22 protein-coding genes are annotated in these 23,413 nt (G+C 65.8%); 14 read left to right on the top strand and 8 right to left on the bottom strand.

Annotation, left to right across the window (positions count from 1 at the left end; genetic code table 11):
- Positions 1-66: 66 nt before the first annotated feature.
- Positions 67-774 carry a DUF1906 domain-containing protein gene (locus tag ACFYOW_RS41065; RefSeq protein WP_387296037.1) on the top strand — a complete coding sequence of 236 codons (708 nt, stop codon included), beginning with the start codon at positions 67-69 and terminating at the stop codon, positions 772-774.
- Between the two features lie 80 nt (positions 775-854).
- Here ACFYOW_RS41065 and ACFYOW_RS41060 read toward each other — a convergent pair whose 3' ends face one another.
- Both ACFYOW_RS41060 and ACFYOW_RS41055 read right to left on the bottom strand, forming a co-directional pair.
- A complete protein-coding gene (locus ACFYOW_RS41060; RefSeq protein ID WP_357470745.1) occupies positions 855-1,232 on the bottom strand; it encodes a hypothetical protein in 378 nt (125 codons plus the stop codon).
- A gap of 117 nt (positions 1,233-1,349) precedes the next feature.
- Complete coding sequence (locus ACFYOW_RS41055; protein WP_387296035.1) at positions 1,350-2,144, bottom strand: hypothetical protein; 795 nt, start codon at positions 2,142-2,144, stop codon at positions 1,350-1,352.
- 338 nt (positions 2,145-2,482) lie between these two features.
- On the opposite strand from ACFYOW_RS41055, the gene ACFYOW_RS41050 reads away from it, so the two are divergent.
- Positions 2,483-3,709 (top strand): mannosyltransferase, encoded by a 1,227-nt coding sequence (locus ACFYOW_RS41050; RefSeq protein ID WP_387296033.1) that lies wholly within the window; start codon positions 2,483-2,485, stop codon positions 3,707-3,709.
- Here the strand turns inward: ACFYOW_RS41050 and ACFYOW_RS41045 are convergent.
- Both ACFYOW_RS41045 and ACFYOW_RS41040 read right to left on the bottom strand, forming a co-directional pair.
- A complete protein-coding gene (locus tag ACFYOW_RS41045) occupies positions 3,648-3,944 on the bottom strand; it encodes a 4a-hydroxytetrahydrobiopterin dehydratase (RefSeq protein ID WP_387296031.1) in 297 nt (98 codons plus the stop codon). The two genes, ACFYOW_RS41050 and ACFYOW_RS41045, sit on opposite strands and share 62 nt — an antisense overlap.
- 134 nt (positions 3,945-4,078) lie before the next feature.
- Positions 4,079-4,255, bottom strand: coding sequence for a hypothetical protein (locus ACFYOW_RS41040; protein WP_085998628.1), 177 nt, complete (start codon positions 4,253-4,255; stop codon positions 4,079-4,081).
- A gap of 154 nt (positions 4,256-4,409) precedes the next feature.
- Between ACFYOW_RS41040 and typA the strand changes: the two genes are divergently transcribed.
- The 6 genes from typA (at position 4,410) to ACFYOW_RS41010 (ending at position 11,116) form a co-directional block, all read left to right on the top strand.
- On the top strand, positions 4,410-6,308 hold the full coding sequence (gene typA / locus ACFYOW_RS41035) for a translational GTPase TypA (RefSeq protein ID WP_387296029.1): 1,899 nt from the start codon (positions 4,410-4,412) through the stop codon (positions 6,306-6,308).
- A gap of 55 nt (positions 6,309-6,363) precedes the next feature.
- The gene (locus ACFYOW_RS41030) at positions 6,364-8,088 is read left to right on the top strand and encodes an ABC transporter family substrate-binding protein (protein WP_387296267.1); all 1,725 of its coding nucleotides are present in this window, start codon (positions 6,364-6,366) and stop codon (positions 8,086-8,088) included.
- Positions 8,085-8,957, top strand: a complete 873-nt coding sequence (gene mshB, locus ACFYOW_RS41025; protein ID WP_387296027.1) for an N-acetyl-1-D-myo-inositol-2-amino-2-deoxy-alpha-D-glucopyranoside deacetylase — start codon at positions 8,085-8,087, stop codon at positions 8,955-8,957. The genes ACFYOW_RS41030 and mshB overlap by 4 nt, the downstream gene beginning before the upstream one ends.
- 97 nt (positions 8,958-9,054) lie before the next feature.
- Positions 9,055-10,521 carry an amino acid permease gene (locus ACFYOW_RS41020; protein WP_387296026.1) on the top strand — a complete coding sequence of 489 codons (1,467 nt, stop codon included), beginning with the start codon at positions 9,055-9,057 and terminating at the stop codon, positions 10,519-10,521.
- Between the two features lie 20 nt (positions 10,522-10,541).
- Complete coding sequence (locus tag ACFYOW_RS41015) at positions 10,542-10,700, top strand: hypothetical protein (RefSeq protein WP_169338103.1); 159 nt, start codon at positions 10,542-10,544, stop codon at positions 10,698-10,700.
- Positions 10,697-11,116 carry a hypothetical protein gene (locus ACFYOW_RS41010; protein WP_387296023.1) on the top strand — a complete coding sequence of 140 codons (420 nt, stop codon included), beginning with the start codon at positions 10,697-10,699 and terminating at the stop codon, positions 11,114-11,116. Before ACFYOW_RS41015 ends, ACFYOW_RS41010 begins: the two co-directional genes overlap by 4 nt.
- Positions 11,117-11,161: 45 nt before the next feature.
- On the opposite strand, the gene ACFYOW_RS41005 is transcribed toward ACFYOW_RS41010, so the two are convergent.
- Complete coding sequence (locus tag ACFYOW_RS41005) at positions 11,162-13,000, bottom strand: APC family permease (protein ID WP_387296021.1); 1,839 nt, start codon at positions 12,998-13,000, stop codon at positions 11,162-11,164.
- Positions 13,001-13,118: 118 nt separating this feature from the next.
- Between ACFYOW_RS41005 and ACFYOW_RS41000 the strand changes: the two genes are divergently transcribed.
- Complete coding sequence (locus tag ACFYOW_RS41000; protein WP_387296019.1) at positions 13,119-13,298, top strand: hypothetical protein; 180 nt, start codon at positions 13,119-13,121, stop codon at positions 13,296-13,298.
- Between the two features lie 25 nt (positions 13,299-13,323).
- Here ACFYOW_RS41000 and ACFYOW_RS40995 read toward each other — a convergent pair whose 3' ends face one another.
- Both ACFYOW_RS40995 and ACFYOW_RS40990 read right to left on the bottom strand, forming a co-directional pair.
- Entirely contained in the window at positions 13,324-14,871 is a 1,548-nt protein-coding gene (locus ACFYOW_RS40995) for a PH domain-containing protein (protein ID WP_387296265.1), read from the bottom strand.
- Positions 14,872-14,933: 62 nt separating this feature from the next.
- Positions 14,934-15,431 carry a PH domain-containing protein gene (locus ACFYOW_RS40990; protein ID WP_387296017.1) on the bottom strand — a complete coding sequence of 166 codons (498 nt, stop codon included), beginning with the start codon at positions 15,429-15,431 and terminating at the stop codon, positions 14,934-14,936.
- 164 nt (positions 15,432-15,595) lie between these two features.
- Between ACFYOW_RS40990 and ACFYOW_RS40985 the strand changes: the two genes are divergently transcribed.
- From ACFYOW_RS40985 to ACFYOW_RS40965, 5 genes are all read left to right on the top strand, one after another.
- On the top strand, positions 15,596-18,199 hold the full coding sequence (locus ACFYOW_RS40985) for a bifunctional FO biosynthesis protein CofGH (protein WP_387296015.1): 2,604 nt from the start codon (positions 15,596-15,598) through the stop codon (positions 18,197-18,199).
- Positions 18,200-18,389: 190 nt separating this feature from the next.
- The gene (gene fdxA / locus ACFYOW_RS40980; RefSeq protein ID WP_040695137.1) at positions 18,390-18,713 is read left to right on the top strand and encodes a ferredoxin; all 324 of its coding nucleotides are present in this window, start codon (positions 18,390-18,392) and stop codon (positions 18,711-18,713) included.
- 24 nt (positions 18,714-18,737) lie between these two features.
- A complete protein-coding gene (gene dapC / locus ACFYOW_RS40975; protein WP_387296263.1) occupies positions 18,738-19,841 on the top strand; it encodes a succinyldiaminopimelate transaminase in 1,104 nt (367 codons plus the stop codon).
- 51 nt (positions 19,842-19,892) lie between these two features.
- Positions 19,893-21,530, top strand: coding sequence for an L-glutamate gamma-semialdehyde dehydrogenase (pruA, locus tag ACFYOW_RS40970; protein ID WP_387296013.1), 1,638 nt, complete (start codon positions 19,893-19,895; stop codon positions 21,528-21,530).
- Positions 21,527-22,468, top strand: a complete 942-nt coding sequence (locus ACFYOW_RS40965; protein ID WP_387296011.1) for a proline dehydrogenase family protein — start codon at positions 21,527-21,529, stop codon at positions 22,466-22,468. Before pruA ends, ACFYOW_RS40965 begins: the two co-directional genes overlap by 4 nt.
- A 29-nt stretch (positions 22,469-22,497) precedes the next feature.
- Here ACFYOW_RS40965 and ACFYOW_RS40960 read toward each other — a convergent pair whose 3' ends face one another.
- Complete coding sequence (locus ACFYOW_RS40960) at positions 22,498-23,370, bottom strand: oxygenase MpaB family protein (RefSeq protein WP_387296009.1); 873 nt, start codon at positions 23,368-23,370, stop codon at positions 22,498-22,500.
- Between the last annotated feature and the right edge of the window lie 43 nt (positions 23,371-23,413).

The following is a 23,413-nucleotide window of genomic DNA, read 5'->3' as shown; positions in this document are numbered from 1 at the left end:
AACCTTGGGGAAGGTGCGCCGGGCACGCTACCTGTCCATGTCGGGTTTGCGCGAAGGAGTCCTGCGATGCGTTCCATCTCTGTGTCTCGCCGCCAGTTGTTCGCCTACACCGCCGCGGCCGCCGCCGTCGGAGTCGCCGCGCCCCGCGCTTCGGCGGCCGGTGTGCTCGGCACCCTCGTCGACTACGCGGGCGGTGTTCCCTCCGCCGGCGCAATCCTGGATGACGGTCACCTCGGCGTCATCCGTTACGTCTCAGATCGCCGTCCGGGCGCCGAATGGATGGAGGGGAAACCATTGCGCGCCAAGGAGGTCGATCAACTGCACGCCGCCGGGCTGACGATCGTGTCGAACTACCAGTTCGGCAAGGGCGCGACCGCCGACTGGCGCGGTGGCATGGAGGCGGGCAAGAAGCATGCCGATCGCGGCCTGGAACTGCATCTGGCCGCGGGCGGTCCGGAGAACCGGCCGATCTACGCCTCCATCGACGACAACCCGACACCGGCCGATTTCGCGACCATGATCGCGCCGTACATCCTCGGCTGGGAGTCGGTGCTCGGCAAACAGAACGTCGGTATCTACGCCAATGCGCCGACCATCGAACTGGCACGCGCCGCGGGCCTGGGTTCCTGGTACTGGCAGCACAATTGGGGCACGCCCAAGGGGTTCGTACACCCGTCCGCGCATCTGCACCAGATCGAGATCGACAAACGCGCCATCGACGGCATCGGCGTCGACGTCAACAACATCCTCGCCGCCGAATACGGCCAATGGTGACTAAGGGATCAAGATCAGGTGGCACTGGTGGCGGGTGCTTCTCGGCCGATGCCGCCATGGATTCCACCTGATCTGATCCGTCAGGTTTGGCAGTGGCAGGTGGGGGCCAAGCGGAGTTCGGGTTCGTCGTCGGGGACGACGCGGAGCGTGGGTCGGTTGTCGGGTGCTTCGTGGTCGCCGCGCCAAGAGAACAGGGACCAGCGAGAGATGCCGGAGAAGGCGGAGCCGAGGCTGCCGATGGAGAAGGACGAGATCACCGAGCCGAAGGATCCGACGGCCCCGATGGACAGCACCGAGCCCACGCTGCCGATCGAGAGGATCGAGTAGGCCGAGCCGATGGACAGAATCGAGCCTTCCGAGCGGAAGGACAGGATCGATCGACGCGAACGCCTGCTCCGGATCGAATGACCCGGATGGATCGAGGGACCGGACCGAAGCGAATCATCGACAGTCGCCATGACTTCGGTCTACCACAGTCCCTTCATGACGGCGCGCTATCGCGGCGATTCGCACCATGTGTGTCGAAAAGACGAAGCCCGGTCCCCCTCAGGGGCACCGGGCTTCGAAAGCATCAGCTAGGCGACGGTGAAGAAGCCGAGCGTCGGCAGGAACGAGCAGGTCCGCGGGTCGGCGTCATCGGCCTTGGTGGTCAGCGAACCGCCGACGACCGCGACGACCCGGCCCGAGCCGGTGTTGACGATCGCCGAAAGCGTGGCCGGGCCGTCCGGGTTGATATGCGCCTCGTCGGTCAACGGCTGGACGCCGGACTGACGGGTGTCGAGATTCAGCCACTGGACCGTCATCGGCGGATTCTGCTCCGGCGTCGGCGACTTGGTGCCGAGTGCGGTGAATACGAATCCGGTCTGACCGGCCTGCGGTCCCGGCGGCGGCAGCTCGGCCGGGCCGGGGACAGCCAGTGCGGTGCCGATCGAATCGGCACCGGGGCCGATGCAGCCCTTGCCGATGGTCGGGTAGAGGAACTGGGCGATGGCCGGGCCACCCTGCGGGACTTCCGGGCCGCCGCCGCCGCTGCCGTCCAGGAAGGTGATGATCCGTTCCAGCGTGGACTTGATCTGCGGCGGCAGGTTCAGCGCATTGAGCAGCGCCCGGACCTGGTCGAGGATGGCGTTCTTCGGGGCATCCGCGATGGGCTTGGCATCGGCAGGTCCGGCGATGGCGCCGACGATGGCCGGGGCCAGCGAGGCGAGCGTATCGATCGGGACGCCCTCGGGAACCATCGGAATGGTGTTCCTCGGTGCAACGGGCGCGGGGGCCGGTGCCGCGACTGCCGTCGACGGCGCAACGAGCGACGCGCTCGCTGCGATGGCGAGCGCGGACAAGGCGATCCGCGATCCTCGGGTGCGAAGCACTGGTCTAGCCGTCCTTAACCTCGGGTACATCACAGGAGCGATGCAAAAAGCCATCGTTTCGGGGTCACTCTAGGGACATGACCGCCGTGTTGTACAGCCGCCGTGCCCCTACTTCTGTTGTGGACGATCAGTGTTATCAGACGCTAGCGCTTTTTCCCTGTTACCAGAGTTAAAGGTGATGCAAATGTTATCAGTGATAATCGTCGGTTGCGGTACGCAAGTTACCGTCTCCGGGCTCGATCCGCACGCCGGGGTCGGTCCAGGGGATTGATGGGATCTGTCACGGCGCCGGTTAGGCTAGTCGCAGCCTTCCCGGAACCGACTCGAAAGCCTGCGAATTGAACCGAAGTCTCCGATTGGCTGTGCCGGTGCTCGGTCTGTCCGTGTTGGCCAGGCTGCTGTGGATGCTGCTGACGAAGAACGGGATGAATCTCGTCGATCTGCACGTCTATGTCGATGGTTCGGCGGCCCTGCTCACCGACGGTCTCTACGACTTCACCTACGCCGAGAAGACCCCGGACTTCCCGCTGCCGTTCACCTATCCGCCGTTCGCGGCGCTGGTCTTCTTCCCGCTGCACTATTTTCCGTTCACCGTGATCGCGGTGCTCTGGCTGCTGGCCATTGTCGCCGCGCTGTATGTGGTGGTGTGGATCGCCTTCGAATTGATCCTCGGCGCGGAGCGGATGCGCGAGTCGCGGTGGCGCACCGCCGCGGTCTGGTGGACCGCGATCGGCATCTGGATGGAGCCGGTGCGGACCACCATCGACTACGGCCAGGTCAATGTGTTCCTGGTACTCGGGGCCATGCTCGCGGTGCGCAGTTCGCGATGGTGGCTGTCCGGCGGCCTGATCGGTGTGATCGCGGGAATCAAACTGACACCGGCGATTTCGGGCCTGTACTTCGTGGCGCGGCGGCGGTGGGGGACCGCGGTGTGGTCGGCGGTGGTTTTCGGTGCGACGGTCGGGGTCAGCTTCCTGATCAACCACAAAGAGGCCAAGCGCTACTTCGGCACGCTGCTCGGTGACGCGGATCGGATCGGTCCGGTGGGCTCGGTCTGGAATCAGTCCCTACGCGGTGCGCTGAGTCGTCTGCTCGGCCATGACGTCCAATCCGGGCCGTGGTGGCTGGCGGCTGTTGTAGTTGTCGCCGTCCTGGCCTTCTTCGCTTGGCGCGCACTGGTTCCCGACGATCGGTTGGGCACCCTGATCATCGTGCAACTTTTCGGGCTGATGGTTTCGCCCATCTCGTGGTCGCATCACTTCGTGTGGCTGCTGCCCACGGTGATGTGGTTGGTGTACGGACCGCTGCGACAGGCGCCCGGCGCTCGGATGCTCGCCGGATATTGGTTGGTTACCACCCTCGTGGGCGTGCCGTGGGTGCTTTCGTTCGCCCAGCCGTCGATCTGGACCATCTCGCGGCCGGGGGTGCTGTCCTGGCTCGGCGCCGTGGACGTGCTCGGTGTGCTGGTGCTCTACGGCTGGGTGATCTGGTCCGGGCGCATGGTCAATCGGATTGCGCCGCAAGCCGATCTATCTCGCGAGCCAGCGACACGTCCAGCGCGGTGAGTCCGCCCGAGTCGTGAGTCGAGAGGGCGAAGGTCACCCGGCGCCAGCGGATATCGATATCCGGATGATGGTTCGCTTTCTCGGCGACTTCGGCGACCTGACCCACGAGTTCGATGCCCGCCGGAAAGCTCGCGGCCTCGATCGTGCGGGTGATGGTGTCGCCGGACCGGGTCCAGTCCGACAGTTCGGTCAAAGCTTCGGTGAGTTCTGCCTCAGTTAGTTTCGGAGCGCTCATGCCTGCACCTCGCCGGCGCTCGGCTCCGGCATGACCGCTCGGGCGGCTGTGTTGTCTGTTCGCTCACTGCGTTCGCTCATATCCGAGTTGTACCCCGATGGCCGCGAAGGCATCAGCGAATCCGAATTCGTCGCTCAGGCGGCGCGGGCCTTCTTGAGGCCCTTCTTCAGTTCCTTACCGCAGCAACCGGCCGCTTCCAGGCGTTTCATCCGCATGATGACAACCGGGCACTTCAAGCAACGCGTCTTCTTGCGACAGCACTTCTTCTTCGGTTTGAGGCTAGAAACCTTCTTCGCCTTGACCTTGCCCATGATTGGTTAGCATACCCTTAGCGGAGTGCGCGGTCTGCGAGCCGCTCGGATGCCGGTACTGTGTAACTGGCCGCAATGCCCTGGTGAGTTTCGATTCTCCACCTGTTTGCAAGGGGTCGGCCGGCATCTATACCAACAGCAGGAGGATTGAGGCGTGTCGTCTGCACGCGATTTTCGCAACGTCGCCATCGTGGCCCACGTCGACCACGGTAAGACGACGCTGGTCGACGCCATGCTGCGCCAGTCCGGCGCCTTCGCCGAACGCGCCGAGCTCGTCGATCGTGTGATGGACTCCGGTGACCTGGAGCGCGAGAAGGGCATCACCATTCTCGCCAAGAACACCGCGGTGCACCGGCACCACCAGGACGGTTCGGTCACCGTGATCAACGTTATCGACACCCCCGGCCACGCCGACTTCGGTGGTGAGGTCGAGCGCGGTCTGTCCATGGTCGACGGTGTCGTGCTACTGGTCGACGCATCCGAGGGACCGCTGCCGCAGACCCGCTTCGTGCTGCGCAAGGCGCTGGCCGCGAAGTTGCCGGTCATCTTGGTGGTGAACAAGACCGACCGCCCCGACGCCCGCATCGAAGAGGTCGTCGAGGAGAGCCACGATCTGCTGCTCGACCTGGCCTCCGATCTGGACGACGAGGCCGCCGAGGCCGCCGAACTCGCGCTGGACCTGCCGGTCCTCTACGCCTCCGGGCGTGAGGGCAAGGCCTCCAAGGAACGTCCCGAGAACGGCAGCGCGCCGGCCGCGGAGAACCTCGACGCGCTGTTCGACGTGCTGCTGGAGAACATCCCGGCGCCCAAGGGCGATTCGACCGCGCCGCTGCAGGCGCACGTCACCAACCTCGACGCCTCGGCCTTCCTCGGTCGCCTCGCGCTGGTCCGCATCTACAGCGGTGAGCTGCGCAAGGGGCAGAATGTCGCGTGGATGCACGCCGACGGCATCAAGCAGGTCAAGATCACCGAGTTGCTGCAGACCATCGGTGTCGAGCGGCAGGCCGGTGAGGTCGCGGTGGCCGGTGACATCGTCGCCATCGCGGGCATCCCGGAGATCATGATCGGCGACACCCTCGCCGATATCGACAATCCCGTTGCGCTGCCGCGCATCACGGTCGACGAGCCCGCCATCTCGGTCACCATCGGCACCAATACATCGCCGCTGGTCGGCCGGGTGCAGGGCCACAAGCTGACCGCCCGCATGGTGAAGTCGCGCCTGGACTCCGAACTGGTCGGCAATGTCTCGCTGCGCGTGCTCGATATCGGCCGCCCGGATGCCTGGGAGGTGCAGGGCCGCGGTGAGCTGGCGCTGGCCATCCTGGTCGAGCAGATGCGCCGCGAGGGCTTCGAGTTGACCGTCGGCAAGCCGCAGGTGGTCACCAAGCAGGTCGACGGCAAGGTGCACGAGCCCTACGAAGAGCTGACCATCGACTGCCCCGACGAGTACCTCGGCGCGATCACCCAGCTGCTGGCCGCCCGCAAGGGCAAGATGGTCCAGATGAACAACCACGCCGCCGGTTGGGTGCGGATGGAGTTCATCGTTCCCTCGCGCGGCCTGATCGGCTTCCGCACCGACTTCCTCACCGAAACCCGTGGCACCGGTATCGCCAACGCGGTCTCGCACGGCTACGCACCGTGGGCCGGTGAGATTCGCGCCCGCCACACCGGTTCGCTGGTCTCCGACCGCGCGGGTTCGGTGACCCCGTTCGCCATGATCCAGCTGGCCGATCGCGGTCAGTTCTTCGTGGAGCCGGGTGCGGACACCTACGAGGGACATGTCGTCGGCATCAACCCGCGCGCCGAGGATCTCGATATCAATGTCACCCGCGAGAAGAAGCTGACCAATATGCGCAGCTCGACCGCCGATGTGATGGAGACGCTCGCCAAGCCGCTGCAGCTCGACCTGGAGGCGGCGATGGAGTTCTGTGCCGCCGACGAATGTGTCGAGGTCACGCCGGAGATCGTGCGGGTGCGCAAGGTCATCCTCGGTGCCACCGAACGCGGGCGCGAACTGTCGCGACGGAAGGCTCGGGACCGGGCTGCGCTGTAGGGCAAGTAGAGTGCGGCACGTGAGCTCGGGGGCTATACGACGCGCGTTGCTGATCATGATGGCGGCCTCCTCCATGGTGCTCGCCGGCTGCACCGCGAATCCGCCACCACCGATCGAGAGCACCGACAGCCCGAAGACGACACCGGCCAAGCCCGGCAAGAACACCGTCGTGGTGGCCATCGACGACATCGGCATCGGGTTCAATCCGCACCTGCGTTCCGATCAGTCACCGGCTACCGCCGCGGTGAGTTCTATGGTGTTGCCGAGCCCTTTTCGGCCGGTACCGCATCCCGGTGTGCCCGGGGCCACCGAATGGGTGCCGGATACCGCGCTGGTGGTCTCGGCCGAGGTGACCGCGCAGGAGCCGTTCACCATCACCTATACGCTGCGCAACCAGGCGAACTGGTCCGATGGCGCGCCGATCGCGGCGGAGGACTTCCGGTTCCTGTGGCAGCAGATGATCACCCAGCCGGGTGTCGTCGATCCGGCGGGTTATCGGCACATTGCCGATATCAGCTCCTCCGGCGGCGGCAAGACGGTCACCGTCACGATGACCGAGCCGTATCCGGCCTGGCGTGAGCTGTTCACGAATCTGCTGCCCTCGCATCTGATCAAAGACCAGCCCGGCGGTTTCGCCACCGGTCTGGTCGAGGGAGTTCAGGTGTCGGGCGGCAACTTCCGGATCAAATCGACCGACCGCGGACGCGACGAGATCCTGCTCGAACGCAACGATCGGTACTGGGGTACGCCCGCGGCTCCGGATCAGATTCTGTTGCGCCGCGGCGGAACTCCCGCGCAGCTGGCCGATTCGCTGCGCACCGGTGACGCGCAGATGGCGCTGGTGCACGGCGGTGTCGCGACCCAGGCGCAGCTGGCGGCGATCCCATCGGTGCGCACCGTGATCATGCCGCAGTCGCGTGAGCTGCAGTTCGTAATCAATGGGCGCAGTGGCGATCTCAGCGATCCGCGGGTGCGGCGCGGGGTGACCGCGCTGATCGATCCGACGCTGCTGGCCACCGTCGCCGGGCAGACCGGCGGCTGGGTCGAGCCGGTGCGCGCGCAGATCCTGACACCGTCGGATCCCGGATATGCACCGACCGCGCCGCCGCGACCGCCCGCCGAGGAGGCGTTCGCACTGCTGGCTGAGGCCGGTTACGGTCGGGCGCCGGAGACGCCGCCGGTGCAGTCGCCGACCTCACCCGCACCGCAGCCCCGTTCGGTCGCGAAAAACGGTAAGGCACTTGCGATTCGGATCGGCGCGGTAACCGGTGACGCCACCGCGCTCGCCGTCGCCAATACCGCAGCGGACCAATTGCGCAGTGCCGGAATCGATGCCAGCGTGCGCAGTCTCGCGGCCGATACCCTCTACGGCAAGGAACTCACCGAGAGCGGCGTGGACGCCATCGTCGGCTGGGAGGTCGCCGGTTCGGATCCGGCCACCGTGCTCGCATCGCGTTACGGCTGCCCGCCGGTGGATACCGGTGCCGCCAACGGGGATTCGCAGACCGCCATCGAGGCGGCCAAGAAGGCGCCGAGCAACCTGTCCGGCATCTGCGATCCCGGACTTCAGCCCTCCATTGACGAATCGTTGCGCGGTGTCGAGGTCGGCCGGGCGCTGGCCGATGCCGAGCCGCGGCTGTGGGCATTGGCGACGGTGCTGCCGATCGTGCAGGACAATGTGGTCGCCGCATCCGGCCCGCGCGTGGACGGTGCGTCGTTGAACGGTGCCATTCAGGTCGGCATCTTCGGTGATGCGGCGATGTGGCGCAGGATCCCATGACCGGTGGACTGCTGCTGGTGCACGCCCATCCGGACGACGAGTCCATCACCACCGGGGGCACCATCGCGCACTACCGCAGCCGCGGCGTACCGGTGACGGTGGTGACCTGCACCCTCGGTGAAGAGGGTGAGGTGATCGGCGACGAATGGGCACAGCTGGCCGCCGAGCACGCCGATCAGTTGGGCGGCTACCGGATCGCGGAGCTCACCAAGGCGCTGACCGCGCTGAAGGCCGGACCGCCGCGGTTCCTCGGCGGTGCGGGCTGCTGGCGCGACTCCGGTATGGCGGGCACTGCGGCGGCTGAGAATCCCCGGGCCTTCGTGCATTCCGGTGCCGCTGCGGTGGAGGCGCTGACCGCGATCGTGCTGGAACTGCGGCCCGAGGTGGTGATCGGCTATGACCCGCGCGGCGGTTACGGGCATCCGGACCATATTCGGGCGCACTGGGTCACCTCGGCGGCGGTGACCGCGGCGGCCGAGCAGGGCTGGGACACCCCGAAGTTCTATTGGACGGTCACCGACGCCGATATGTTGCGCCTGCACACCGAGGCGCTGGCGCGGCGGACCGTGGAGGGGCTGCCCGGCGCACTACCGCGCGACTGGCGGTTGCCCGCCGCGGGAGAACTCGCGAGCGTGCCGAGTCATACGGTGACGACCACCATCGATGTATCCGATTCGCTGGCCGCCAAGCGGGCGGCATTGCGGGCGCATGCCACGCAGGTGACGGTCGCGCCGTCGGGGCGTGAGTTCGCGCTGTCCAATAATGTTGCGCAGCCGATACTTCCGGAGGAGCACTTCATCTTGGTCCGCGGTACACGGGGTCCGGTCGGGGCCGACGGGCGTGAGCACGACTTGTTCGCGGGCCGGTAATTTCTGATCGTTGCCTGAGGGTTGCTGTCGTTGCCGTTTTTGGCGGCGGGTACCGTCTTTGTGATTTCGGACATCAATGTGGAGGGCACAGCGGTTCATGACAGCGGTCGGCGACAAAGCTCACCTCAGCATCGAGGATCACGGTTATCACAAGAGCCTCAAACCGCGTCAGCTGCAGATGATCGCCATGGGCGGCGCGATCGGCACCGGTCTGTTCCTCGGTGCGGGCGGTCGGCTCGAGAGTGCGGGACCAGGGCTTTTCGTGGTCTACGCGGTCTGCGGGGTATTCGTATTCTTCATTCTGCGCGCGCTCGGTGAGCTGGTGCTGCACCGGCCGTCGTCCGGTTCGTTCGTTTCCTATGCCCGCGAATTCTTCGGTGAGAAGGCCGCATTCATCGCCGGATGGATGTACTTCCTGAACTGGTCGATGACCGGTATCGCCGACACCACCGCGATTGCCCAATATTTTCACTACTGGGCCGGCTTCACTCATGTTCCGCAGTGGATGCTCGCGCTCATAGCGCTGGTGCTCGTGCTCGGGGTCAATCTGGTATCGGTGAAGTGGTTCGGTGAGATGGAATTCTGGGCCGCGCTGGTCAAGGTGGCCGCGCTCAGCGCGTTCCTGATCATCGGCACGGTATTCCTGATCGGCCGATTCACCGTCAAGGGTGCGGCGACCGGCCCGAGTGTCGTCGCCGATCACGGCGGACTGTTCCCGACCGGGATTCTGCCGCTGGTCGTGGTCACCTCGGGTGTCGTATTCGCTTATGCCGCCGTGGAATTGGTGGGCACCGCGGCGGGGGAGACGGAGAATCCGGCGAAGATCATGCCGCGCGCGATCAATTCGGTGATCTTGCGGATCGCGGTCTTCTACGTCGGTTCGCTCGTGCTGCTGGGTCTGCTGCTGCCCTACACCAGCTACAAGTCCGGCGAGAGCCCGTTCGTCACCTTCTTCACCATGCTCGGAGTGCCCGGCATCGGCAGCATCATGAATGTCGTCGTGCTGACGGCCGCCTTCTCCAGTCTGAATGCGGGTCTGTATTCCACCGGGCGCATTCTGCGGTCGATGTCGATGAACGGCAGCGCGCCCAAGTTCACCGGGGTGATGGGCGGCAACGGTGTGCCCTACGGCGGCATCATGCTCACCAGCCTGATCGCGCTCTGCGGTATCGCGCTCAATGGCATCGTGCCCGAGCGCGCGTTCGAGATCGTGCTGAATATGGCCTCGCTCGGCATTATCGCGTCCTGGGCCACCATCGTGCTGTGCCAGTTGCAGCTGTGGCGCTGGTGGAAGCAGGGCAAACTCCAGCGGCCGCAGTTCCGCATGTGGGGTGCGCCGTGGACCGGCCTGATCACGCTGGTATTCCTGTTCTTCGTGGTGGTGCTCACCGGCGTCGACTATCCGGTCGGCACCTGGACCGTCGCCTCGCTCGTGCTGCTCATTCCAGCGCTGATCATCGGCTGGTTCGCCGCCCGCAAACGGGTGCTCGCGATCGCCCAGAAGCGCAACGGCTATACCGGAGAATTCCCGGTCGTCGCGAACATCCCCATTGAAGGCGAGTGATTTCGGCTTAGACTCCGATCATGTACAACTGGGATCTGCAGAACGCCATCGCTGCCTTCGTGGACAGCCTGCGCCCTGGCGCGCAGCAACAGCACGACCTCTACATGTCGGTGCTGTACGCGTTCGTCGATATGCAGAGCCACCTGCTCACCCTCCTCGGTTTCCCGCCGGTCGCGTGAGGGTCACTTTCGACAAGGCTCCGGACCGCACCTACGGCGCCCATGACACTCTGCCCTTGGGGCCGGTGATCATCGCCGTTTTGGTCCTGGACGCTCTGATCACCCTCGCCCTCGAGGTGCTCTACCTCCCCACCTATATCAACACCGTCGCCTTCCCTCTGTCCGCAGTGCTGGCTGGTGTGGTGAACGTCCTCCTGGTGATGGGAGTCCGCTCCGTAACCCACCGCGTGGGCGCAATGTTCCTCCCCGTAGCCGCCTGGACCCTCGGCTTTCTGACCTGCTCCGTAACCGGCCCCGGTGGCGACATCATGCTGGGCAGCGACTGGCGGACCCTGTTGCTGCTTTTCTGCGGATTGGTTCCGCCGCTGCTCTACATCTACATCCGATCAAACGCGGGGTTGTTCAGCACCCGCTGAGTCCTGTTGTCGCTATGGGGATCGGCCTCAGGGCGCAACGTGGGCTCAGTCGAGGCGAACGGCCAGGCTGGCGATAACGGCGTCGGTGCGGGCGCGGAGGGTGGCGGCCAGGACGGGGCCGCGGGGGTTGTGCAGCGGACGGTGGTACCAGTGGACGGCTTCTACCTGGGCCAGGAGAACGGTGACTTGGCGGCCGGTTCGGGTTTGGGCGCGGACGTAGCCGACGAGCGTGGTGATGAGACTGCGGTGCGGGCTCGGGAGGACGGTGAGGGGGACACCCGGATCCCACTGTTTCCACTGGGCGCTCAGTCGCCGAGTAGCGGCGTGGTCGATTTCGGCTGCGACGGCGACGATTTCGCCGTCGAAGGCCTGGGCCGTACGCAGGGCACGGGCGGTGACCTCGCTGACCGCGACAACTGGAACCACGATTAGCATTGGTTGTTGATCCGGGGATTGAGGTGGGAGGAAGGGGATTCGGCCGAGGCTGAGTTGGTCGGCGACGCTGCGGTAGTAGTTTTCGGTGCGGGCGAACAGGGTCATCAACGCGGGCACGATGATCAGCAGTAGCCATGCGCCTTCTTTGAACTTCTCGATGAGCAGAACCACGGCGGCGACGGCGGTGAGCAGCGCGCCGAAGCCGTTGAGGATGGCGCGCGGAATCCAACCGGCTCCGCGTTGCTCGCGCCAGTGCCGTACCAGCCCGGTCTGGCTGATGGTGAAACCGATGAAGACGCCCACGGCGTAAACCGGTAGCACGCGGTGGGTTTCGGCATGCACGACCAGCAACACGGTGGCGGCCAGAATGGCAAGGGCCGCAACGCCATAGCGAAACACCGGGCGTTCGGAGCGCAGCGCGAACAAGTGGGCGACCCGATGATCCTTCGCCAGCAGCGACAGCAACACCGGCAGTCCGCCGAAACTGGTGTTCGCGGCCAGGCACAGCGCCAGCGTGACGGCCAGACTGGTCATGTAGAACGGCCACCCGGTCCCGAATGCCGCCGCGGATAATTGCGCGAGCAGGGTGACATCGCCGCGCGGCACCGCGTGATGGCGACGGATGAGCAGCGCCAAACCGAGCAGCATCGTGCACAGCAGCACGCCGAGCGCCACCTCGGTGTGCTGGGCCCGTCGCACTGCGGGCGACCGGAACGACGGCACGGCATTGGCGATCGCCTCGACGCCGGTCAGTGCCGAACACCCGGCCGAAAATGCCTTGAGCAGCAACAGAATTCCGACGGTGTCGTACGGAACGAACGGTTCCAGATCGGTACCGATCACCGCGACCGGTGTCGCGCGGAACAGTCCGACCACGATCACGGCGAGGATCGCGACGATGAACAGAAGTGCCGGTCCCATCAGCACTTTCGCCGATTCGGCCACCCCGATCATATTGATCACGGTGAGCAGCGCCAGTCCGCTCAGCGTGATCAGCAGCAGATGATCGGCCAGCATCGGAAACGCGCTGGCCAAACTGGCCGCACCGGCCGCGAGACTCACCGCGACGGTCAGCACATAGTCCACCACCAGACTCGCCGCGGCGAGCAGACTGGCACCGCGCCCGAGATCCTTCTTCGCCACCGCATAGGATCCGCCGCCATCCGGGTGCACGGCGATAACCTGCCGATACGACAGCACCAATACCAGCAACAGTGCCGCGATCGCCAGCGACACCGGCAATGTCCACGACACCGCCGCCGCGCCCGCCGCGACAAGAACCAGCACGATCGCCTCGGGACCGTATGCCACGCTGGACAGTGCATCCAGCGATAACGCCGACAAACCACCGATCGCGGTCAGTCGATATTTGTCGCCCCGCTGCATCCGCCGCACGCGGCGATCGGCGATGGGCAACTCCCGCGTCGGTGATATCGGGGTCTCGACCACGCTCACCATTGAACTCGGCGCTGCGTCAGCAATCGGTCAGCGACACCGCGCGAGTCGGATCGGTGCGGTCGCGCTCTATTCTCGGAGCGAACGGTCTCAGACACTTAGGCGCGGAGCGATGATGGAACGGCGCATGATCGGGGAACTCGTCCAGGTTCCCGCCGGGGCGATCCATGTCCGGCAGGACGGACCCGCCGACGGCAAACCCATCATATTGCGCGAAACACCAGACCAGGTGGCCACCGCACTGCGCGACTTCCTCACCGACCCGAGCCGATCCCGCCCGGCGGCAAGCTGATCCGATCCCGCATGCGTGAACTCGATCAGCGGGTGCCTAGGCGGCCGGGGGTTGCCGATTCGATGAGGTCCCAGGCCTGGTCGAGGGGGATGTCGACGACGAGGTAGCGCTTCTTTCCGGCTGCGGTGGCGGCCACCACGGTGGCGATGCCGGAGCGGCGCTGCCAAAAGGATTGGCGGACAGTCCAACCGATGATGCCGGGGGCCTCGAGACAGTCGCGGTCGCGGTCGAGCGAGCCGGATCGGGTGATGAGCCAGGCCGGACTGGTGTCGGTGGCGGGCAGCACCGCGTGGCCGAGGCCGCGGTAACGGTCGGCGGCCAGCGCGGCGGCGATCACGGCCGGGAGTGCGGGCAGCAGCCACCACCATGGTGAAAAGTGCTCTCCGGCAAGGGAAATGTACAGCATCGCGACCGCGAGGAGCGCGATCGGGCTCAGCGCACGGGTATACCGGCGGCGGCGCGCGACGGGGCCGTGCGCGATCAGCGGTGCGGTGCTCACCGTCGCGCGCGGCGGGCCGGTCGGCTCCGGTTGCGGTGCTGGGCCCACCGGATCTCCGGCCGGTGCGATTTCATTCGTGGCACCGTGACCTCGGGCGCCTCGGGGTACGAGCAATTCCGCGAGGGTCCGTTCGATGGCGGAGCGCGGCGCCTGGGGCAGGATTTTCTGGCGCGGGCTCTGGCCGGTCATGATGGCTTCGAGCTCGGCGGCACCGGCCATGCGGAGCAGCAGCGGCTCGTTGACGGTCGCGCCGCGGAAACGAGCCAGATCCAGGGTGATCTGCCTGGTCGTGAACAGCCCGTGGCGCAGCTGCAATGTGCGGTCGTCATCGAGCACCCAGAGCCCGAAATATGTTGTCAGATAACGTGCGCAGGCCGCGAGGCTGACGATGACCACGATCGCGACGACCAGCAGTGCGATGGCGACGGCGATGAGCGCCGCGCTACCGTCCTCGATGCTGTGCACCGCGTCCGAACTGACCACGATCTGGTCGAACCCGTACTGAATCGCCAAACCGACAATCGGTGCGATGATCGCGAAACCGGTCAGCGACAGCGGCGCATAACGCACCCAGCTCGCTCGCCAATGACCGATCTCGCGGGCGTTCCCGGACACCGGCCGGTCTTTCCTTAGGTCGGGAACCTGTTGTCCGGCAGTAGATTCCGGCGAACCGGCGGTATGGGCGAGCAGCGCCGTCCGCAAGTCCGGCACCACATCCGCATCCAACGCGTCGAGCTTGAATGTCTCACCCGAATCCGCGTGCTGCCCGGTGCCTATCGCCAACACCGCCAGGCCCAGCACCCGATGCAATATGTCGGCCTCGATATCGACCGACCGGATCCGCGACCGCGGTACCGACAGCTTCTTGCGCTGAATCAACCCGGTCCGCAACTCGACGTCTGTCGCCCCGACCCGATACGTGGTGGTGAACCAGCGCGTCAGCGCGAAGCCGATGATCACCGCCAATGCGACGAGTCCCCAGACAGGATTGCCGGTATTGGTGCCGAGGATCACCGACCCGATCAGCACCGGAATGAACCGCACGACCTCGTTGACGGGGTGTACCAACAACATTCGCTTATCCAGCCGCAACCATGGCTGCTCGGTCTCCGGCGCGAGATCGGTCTCGTACGAACTCACGTCGCATCCCCGCGGTGCAATGCGGCGATCTCGGTCAACCGCGTGACGGTCTGTTCAGCGACCGGCAGGTCGAGCGCGGAGATCCGCACCGCACCGGCCGAGGACGCCGTCGTGACGGTCACCGTCGCCAGTCCGAGGAATCGCTCCAGCGGTCCACGCTCGGTATCGACGGTCTGCACCCGGGAGATGGGCGCCACCCGGCTCTCCACCGTCAACCACCCGACCCGGGTGTACACCGCCTCATCGGTCACCTCCCACCGATGCACCGCGAACCGCCACAGCGGCACCACTGCGATGCTCACCGCCGCGAGTACGAGCGCCACCGCGAACACCATCAACTGCGCACCGCGGCGCTCGGCGTCGACGACAACCCACAAGATCAGCGCCACGACGGGAATCACCCAGCCGAGCGCGGCCTGAATCGTCCACAAGAGCTTGGCCTTGGTGCTTGGACGCCAGGCCGGATCGGCCATGATCGTGCGCGGCTGCGACATGCCTGCCATGGTTCCACGTCACGGCGCGGGCGTCTCCTTCGTCCGCTCCGACCCACCTACCTGCACGGGAATAATTCGCCCGGACGTACCGGAATACTGCGTGAGACCGCACAGTTATCACCCCTCACAAGCACTGGAGGGAGACAGCCCAGGATGTGTAGCGCATGATCGAGGGCGTGACCGAGCCAGCGACCCCGAGCGTCCCGCCCGCACCGCCAACGCCGTCGGCTATGCGCCGTGCGCTGCGGCGGGCCCGTGACGGTGTGACACTGAATGTCGACGAGGCGGCCGTGCTGCTGCACGCACGCGGTGCCGACCTCGTCGATCTGTGTCGCAGCGCCGCCCGGGTGCGCGATGCCGGACTGGAATCGGCGGGGCGGCCGAAGACCATCAGCTATTCCCGCAATGTCTTCATCCCGCTGACCAAGCTCTGCCGCGACAAATGCCACTACTGCACCTTCGTCACGGTGCCGGGCAAGTTGCGCGCCGAGGGCAAGGGCATGTTCCTGGAGCCCGACGAGGTGCTGGAAATCGCGCGTCGCGGTGCCGAACTCGGCTGTAAAGAGGCCCTGTTCACCCTCGGTGACCGGCCCGAGGACCGCTGGCCGGAGGCCGCGCAGTGGCTCGACGAACGCGGCTACGACTCCACGCTGGACTACCTGCGCGCCGTCTCGATCATGGTGCTCGAGGAGACCGGTCTGCTGCCGCATCTGAATCCGGGCGTCATGAGCTGGGAGGAAATCTCGCGGCTCAAACCGGTGGCGCAGTCCATGGGCATGATGCTCGAGACCACCGCCACCCGCCTGTTCACCGAAAAGGGCAACTGCCACTACGGAAGTCCGGATAAGGATCCGGCAGTGCGGTTGCGCGCCATCACCGACGCCGGCCGGCTTTCGGTGCCATACACCACCGGCATTCTGGTCGGCATCGGCGAAACGCTGACCGAGCGCGCCGAGTCGATCATGGCGATTCGCAAGCAGCACAAGGCATTCGGGCATATCCAGGAAGTGATCATCCAGAACTTCCGCGCCAAGGACGACACCGCCATGCGCGATGTCCCCGACGCCGGTATGGAGGAGTTCCGGGCCACCATCGCGGTCACCCGGCTGCTGCTCGGCCCCGACGTTCCGGTGCAGGCGCCGCCGAACCTGGTATCGCACGAGGAATGCCAGGCACTGATCGATGCCGGCATCGATGACTGGGGCGGCGTCTCGCCGGTCACCCCCGACCACGTGAATCCGGAACGGCCCTGGCCGAACCTCGATACGCTGCGCGAAATCACCGAGGCCGCGGGCTACCAACTCGTCGAACGCACCTCGGCGCACCCGAAATACGTGCGCGCGGGCAACCCGTGGGTCGATCCGCGCATCGGCGCACATGTCGCCGCACTCACCGATCCGAAGACCGGTCTGGCGAATCCGGATGCGCTCCCGGTCGGCCTGCCCTGGCAGGAACCGGACGAGTCGTGGGAATCCGCGGGCCGTGTCGACCTCAATACCTCGATCGATACCGAAGGCCGAAATACCGAGAGCCGCAGCGATTCCGCACTCGGCCAGGATGTCGTCGGGGCCTTCGGCGACTGGGACACCATTCGCGAACAGGCTCGTGACCTCGCCGTCGCGGCACCCGAGCGACTCGATTCCGATGTGCTCGCCGCGCTGCGCGCCGCCGAAAACGATCCGGCCGGGCTCACCGACGCCGAGTACCTGGCGCTGGCAACGGCCGAGGGACCAGCGCTGGATGCGGTGGCCGCACTCGCCGACCAGCTGCGCCGCGACGTCAACGGCGACGATGTCACCTACGTGGTGAACCGGAATATCAACTTCACCAATATCTGCTACACCGGCTGCCGCTTCTGCGCATTCGCCCAGCGCAAGGGTGATGCCGACGCCTTCACCCTGAGCATGGACGAGGTCGCCGACCGCGCCTGGGAGGCGCATGTCGACGGCGCGACCGAAATCTGCATGCAGGGCGGCATCGATCCGGACCTCCCGGTCACCGGCTACGCCGATCTGGTGCGCGCGATCAAACAGCGGGTGCCATCGATGCATGTGCACGCGTTCAGCCCGATGGAGATCGTGAACGGCGCGTCCCGTGGCGGGCAGAGCATTCGCGACTGGCTGGCCGCGCTGAAGGAAGCCGGGCTGGACACGATTCCCGGTACGGCCGCGGAAATCCTCGACGACGAGGTGCGCTGGGTGCTCACCAAGGGCAAACTGCCGACCTCTGCATGGGTCGAGGTGATCACCACCGCACATCAGGTCGGCGTGCGTTCGAGTTCCACGATGATGTACGGCCACGTCGACAATCCGAAGCACTGGGTCGGACATCTGCGGGTGCTGCGCGGAATCCAGGACGAGACAGGCGGTTTCACCGAATTCGTCTTGCTGCCGTTCGTGCACCAGAGCGCACCGCTGTACCTCGCGGGTGCGGCGCGACCGGGCCCGACGATTCGGGACAACCGTGCGGCGCACGCCCTCGCGCGGATCATGTTGCACGGCCGCATCGACAACATTCAGACCAGCTGGGTGAAACTCGGCACGGCGGGCACCCGCATGATGCTCAACGGCGGTGCCAACGATCTGGGCGGTACCTTGATGGAGGAGACCATCTCCCGCATGGCCGGATCGCAACACGGTTCCGCCAAGACCGTCGCGGAACTCGCCGAGATCGCCGAGGGTATCGGCCGTCCGGTGCGCGAACGGACCACCACTTATGGGGTGCCACCACGGAAGATCTCCGCGGCGCTGCCACTGACGGTGGGCTAGTCGCTACCAGGTTCCCGGTCGTCGTGCTCGGAGTATTCGCAAAGGCGCGGATGCCAGGGGTGTTTCATATCCAACGAGTGGCAGGCGGGACGAAGTTGGTTAGGGCAGGCCGCCCCGGAGTAACGTGGGCTGCCGGGATAGTGTGACGCTGGGCGGAGTATCCCTGTGAGGACAGACTAGGAGAGCGGCAGTGCCGTACATCATCGCTGAACCGTGCGTTGACGTGAAGGACAAGGCATGCATCGAAGAATGCCCCGTGGACTGCATCTACGAGGGTGGTCGCATGCTGTACATCCATCCCGACGAGTGCGTGGACTGTGGTGCATGTGAGCCGGTGTGCCCGGTGGAGGCGATCTTCTACGAAGACGACACCCCGGACCAGTGGAGCGGCTACGTCAACGCCAATGTCGACTTCTTCGACGAGCTGGGTTCGCCCGGCGGTGCGACGAAGGTCGGCAAGGTGGATTACGACCCGCCGTTCATCAAAGAGCTGCCGCCGATGGCGACTGAATGAGTAATTAGGTACCGAGTGAGTTCTGTGTCACCGCGTCGCCGGGTCAGCGCTCTGCTGCCCGATTTTCCATGGGACACCATCGCGTCGGTGAAGGCCGAGGCCGCCGCGCATCCGGACGGGATCGTCGACCTTTCGGTCGGCACCCCGGTCGATCCGGTGGACCCGCTGATCCGTGCGGCATTGAGTTCGGTCGCTGACGTGCCCGGATATCCGACTACGCACGGCACGCCCGAACTGCGGGCCGCGGCGGTCGATGCATTGAAGCGGCGCTACGGGATCACCGGACTCGACCCGGCCGCGGTGCTGCCGGTGATCGGCACCAAGGAGCTGATCGCCGGACTGCCGCGGCTGCTCGGGCTCGGTGCGGACGATCTGGTCGTCATCCCGGAGGTCGCCTACCCGACTTACGAGGTGGGTGCGCTGCTGGCCGGTACCACAGTGGTGCGAGCGGATGGCCTGACCCAGTTGGGTCCGCAATCGCCCGCCCTTATCTATGTGAACTCCCCATCGAACCCGACGGGCAAGGTGCTCGGTGTCGAGCATCTGCGCAAGGTGGTGCAGTTCGCGCGTGAGCGCGGCGCGGTCGTGGCCTCCGACGAGTGCTATTTGGGCTTGGCATGGGAGGGTCGCGCCGTCTCGATCCTCGATCCGCAGGTGTGCGACGGCGACCACACCGGCCTGCTCGCGGTGCACTCGCTGTCGAAGACCTCCAACCTGGCCAGCTACCGCGCCGGATTCGTGGTGGGCGATGCGGAACTCGTCGCCGAATTGCTCGAGGTGCGCAAGCACTCCGGCATGATGGTGCCGTTCCCGATCCAGGCGGCGATGACCGCCGCACTCGGTGACGACACCCACGAGGCAGTGCAACGTGAGCGCTACCGTGCGCGTCGCGAGGTGCTGCGAAAGGCCTTGCAGGCAGCCGGTTTCCGCATCGATCACTCCGAAGCGGGCCTCTACCTGTGGTCTACCAGGGGTGAACCGTGCCGCACCACCCTGGCCTGGCTGGCCGAGCGCGGCATCCTCGCCGCACCGGGTGACTTCTACGGACCCGGCGCGGGGGAGTACGTGCGCATAGCGCTGACCGCTTCCGACGAACGGATCGAGGCGGCGGCGCAACGCCTGGCCTGACACGTCCCGCAGTCGGGCCCGATGACCCGGGAACGGCGATAGCCTTGGGGTATGGACGCTGTCACGGTAGTCCCTGTCCCCAGCAACGAGCCGGTGCATTCCTACGCGCCGGGCAGCCCTGAGCGGGAACTGCTGATCACCAAGCTCAATGAGATCGCCGCCGAATCCATCGACATTCCGCTGGTGATCGGCGGCAAACACCGGCCGGGCATCGGGGCTCGGCACGATATCGTCGCCCCGCACCGGCATCGACAGGTGCTCGGCACCTACACCGACACCACGCATTCGGAAGCCCATGGCGCCATCGAGGCCGCGATTGCGGCGGCGCCCGGCTGGCGCAGCACGACCTTCGACGAGCGGGCTGCCGTCTTCCTGCGCGCGGCGGATCTGCTGGCCGGGCCGTGGCGGGAGACGGCCGCCGCCGCGACCATGCTCGGTCAATCCAAGACGGTCCAGCAGGCCGAAATCGATGCGCCGTGCGAATTGGTCGACTTCTGGCGGTTCAATGTGGCCTTCGCGTGCCAGATTCTGCAGCAGCAGCCGCAGTCGAGCGCGGGGGTGTGGAACCAGATGGACTACCGCCCGCTGGAGGGGTTCGTCTACGCGATCACGCCCTTCAACTTCACCGCGATCGCGGGCAATCTGCCGACCGCGCCCGCGTTGATGGGCAATACCGTGGTGTGGAAGCCCTCGCCGACGCAGACGCTCGCGGCCTTCTACACGATGCGGCTGCTCGAGGCGGCGGGACTGCCGCCGGGTGTCATCAACATGGTGACCGGCGATGGTGTCGAACTGTCGGAGGTCGCGCTCGTCGATCCGCGGCTGGCGGGTATCCATTTCACCGGCTCCACCAAGACATTTCAGTTCCTGTGGTCCGAGGTCGGGGCGAATATCGGCCGTTACCATTCGTATCCACGTTTAGTGGGTGAGACCGGCGGTAAGGACTTCATCGTCGCGCACCCGTCCGCCGATCCGGATGCCTTGCGTACCGCGCTGATTCGCGGTGCCTACGAATATCAGGGCCAGAAATGCTCGGCGGCTTCGCGCGCGTATATCGCTCGCTCGGTGTGGCGCACGATCGGTGACGACTTCCTGCAACTGACCCGCGAAATCAGCTACGGCGATGTCGCCGATTTGACGAATTTCGGTGGGGCACTGATCGATCGGCGCGCCTACGACAAGAATGTCGCCGCCATCGAACGTGCCAGGTCGGCGGGTATCGCCATCCCGGCGGGCGGCGAATACGACGACAGCGAGGGCTGGTTCGTCCGGCCCACGGTGCTGGTGGTGGACGATCCGCACGACGACGCCTTCGCCACCGAATATTTCGGTCCCATCCTCGCGGTGCACGTCTACGACGATGCCGAACCCGGCTCCTACGCGGCGGTATTGGCCGAGGTGGAGTCGGCGGCACCCTACGCGCTGACCGGCGCGATCTTCGCGCAGGACCGCAAGGCCGTCGAACAGGCCTCGGCCGCACTGCGATTCGCCGCGGGCAACTTCTATATCAATGACAAGCCGACCGGCGCGGTCGTCGGTCAGCAGCCCTTCGGCGGTGCGCGCGCCTCGGGCACCGACGACAAGGCGGGTTCGCCGCTGAACCTGCTGCGCTGGGTCGCGCCACGCACGATCAAGGAGACCTTCGTGCCGCCGGGTGATTACCGGTATCCGCACATGGGGTCGGAATGAATCCACTGCGGCCGGTCATTCTGGCGGCCTCCGCATCCCCGCGGATGAAACGCATCGTCACCGGGACGCCGGTCACCGCGGAGATCGTCCGGCGCTTCGTGGCAGGTGCGGGCCGTGACGAGTTGATTCCGGCGGTGCGGGAGCTGCTCGCGAGCCATCGGCTGATCAGCGTCGACTTCCTCGGGGAGAACACCACCGACCGGGCACAGGCCGATGCCACGGTGGCGGAATATCTTTCGCTGATCAACGATCTGGCGGCAATGAACGGCTTCCGAGATGTCACGGCGCGCACCGAGGTGTCGGTGAAACTATCCGCGCTCGGGCAGGCGTTGCCCGCCGACGGCCCGGCCATTGCCACCGAGAATCTGCGCATTCTGTGCACCAAAGCGGCCCAGGCCGGAGTATGGGTCACCGTAGACGCGGAGGACCACACCACCACCGAGGCAACGCTGACCACGGTTCGTGAAGTGCGTGCCGAATTCCCTTGGCTCGGTGCGGTATTGCAGGCCTATCTGCATCGCACCGAGGAGGACTGTCGCGAGCTGTCCGGATCGCGAATCCGCTTGTGTAAGGGCGCATATCGGGAACCGCATACCGTCGCCTACCAGCGCTCCGCCGAAGTGACAGATTCCTACCTGTGCTGTCTGGAGATCCTGATGGGCGCTGCGGGCTACCCGATGGTGGCCACCCACGATCCGGTGCTCATCCTCGCCGCCGAACAGCTGGCCGCCGAAACCGGCCGTGGCCCGGACCGATTCGAGTACCAGATGCTCTACGGCATCCGCGATCCCGAGCAGTTGCGGCTGGCCGCCGCGGGCAATGCCGTGCGAGTGTATGTGCCGTACGGCAGCCAGTGGTACGGCTACCTGACCCGCCGCCTCGCCGAACGTCCGGCCAACCTCACATTTTTTCTGCGCGCATTGGTCAGTAAGTCCTAGAGGGATGGCAGCCGGCGGGGTGGGTGAGCTCAGACGAGCGGCTTGCCGAGGCGATGCCGCCTGCGCATATCCCACAGGCAGAGATTCATCGGAAAGAGCCTGGCGGGTTTGGGAAGTATGCGGTGCACGGCGCCGATCGCACGCAGCAGTTTGTTCGCGAAGCGCTCTTGGCGTTCGGTCCAATCCATACGCATCTCGGCGCGCAGGTGCGGCGGCAGCAGACTGGTCACCAAGAACCGCTGCAGCCGGGCGAATAGTATGCGCAACGGCCAGGCGACCATCTTCAGATCGATGAGATCGTTGAAGTACGCGCGGGTGCGGGCATCGACGGTCTTGGTCGCGAGAGTGGTATTCCAATACTCCTGGAAGGCTTTTCGGTCGCGGGGCCACATTTCCGGTCGCATCTGCAGGGTGGTGCCGAGCCGGGCGGCGTACTGGTAGAGCACATCCGCGGTGTCCTCGTCCATCGGCCCGTGCAGCCGCTCCTCCAGATCGACCAGGCCCCAATACAAACAGGCGGCGACCCACAGTTGCAGCTTCGGGTCGAAGGCGTTGTATTTGACCGCGGCCCCCGGCTTGGAATGCACCGCGCGATGTGAGCCGTTGACGGCCTCGCGATAGTTCGCACGGTCCTCTTCGGTGCCCATCAGTGCCACTGCGAGGTAGGTCAGCGTAGTGCGCGTCCGCTTCCACGGGTGCACATCGATCCGGCCGGATTCGACCGTGCTCTCCATCACGCCGTACGCGACCGGCCGCAGGCTGAGCTGCATGATGACATTCGCCGTTCCGCCGAGGAAGGCCGCGACGCCGCTCCAGAATTCGTCCATCGCGAAGTTCTCGACGGTGCCGTAGCGGCAGGTCGGTCCGGGATCTGGCGGCTCCACGGGTAGCGGCAAGGTCATCGTTGGCCTCGTCTTTCAGGGGGTTGATCAACGGCAATCGAAG

The organism is Nocardia sp. NPDC006982 (assembly GCF_042869435.1).
Classification (GTDB): domain Bacteria; phylum Actinomycetota; class Actinomycetes; order Mycobacteriales; family Mycobacteriaceae; genus Nocardia.
This window is presented reverse-complemented; position numbering and strand designations above follow the sequence as displayed.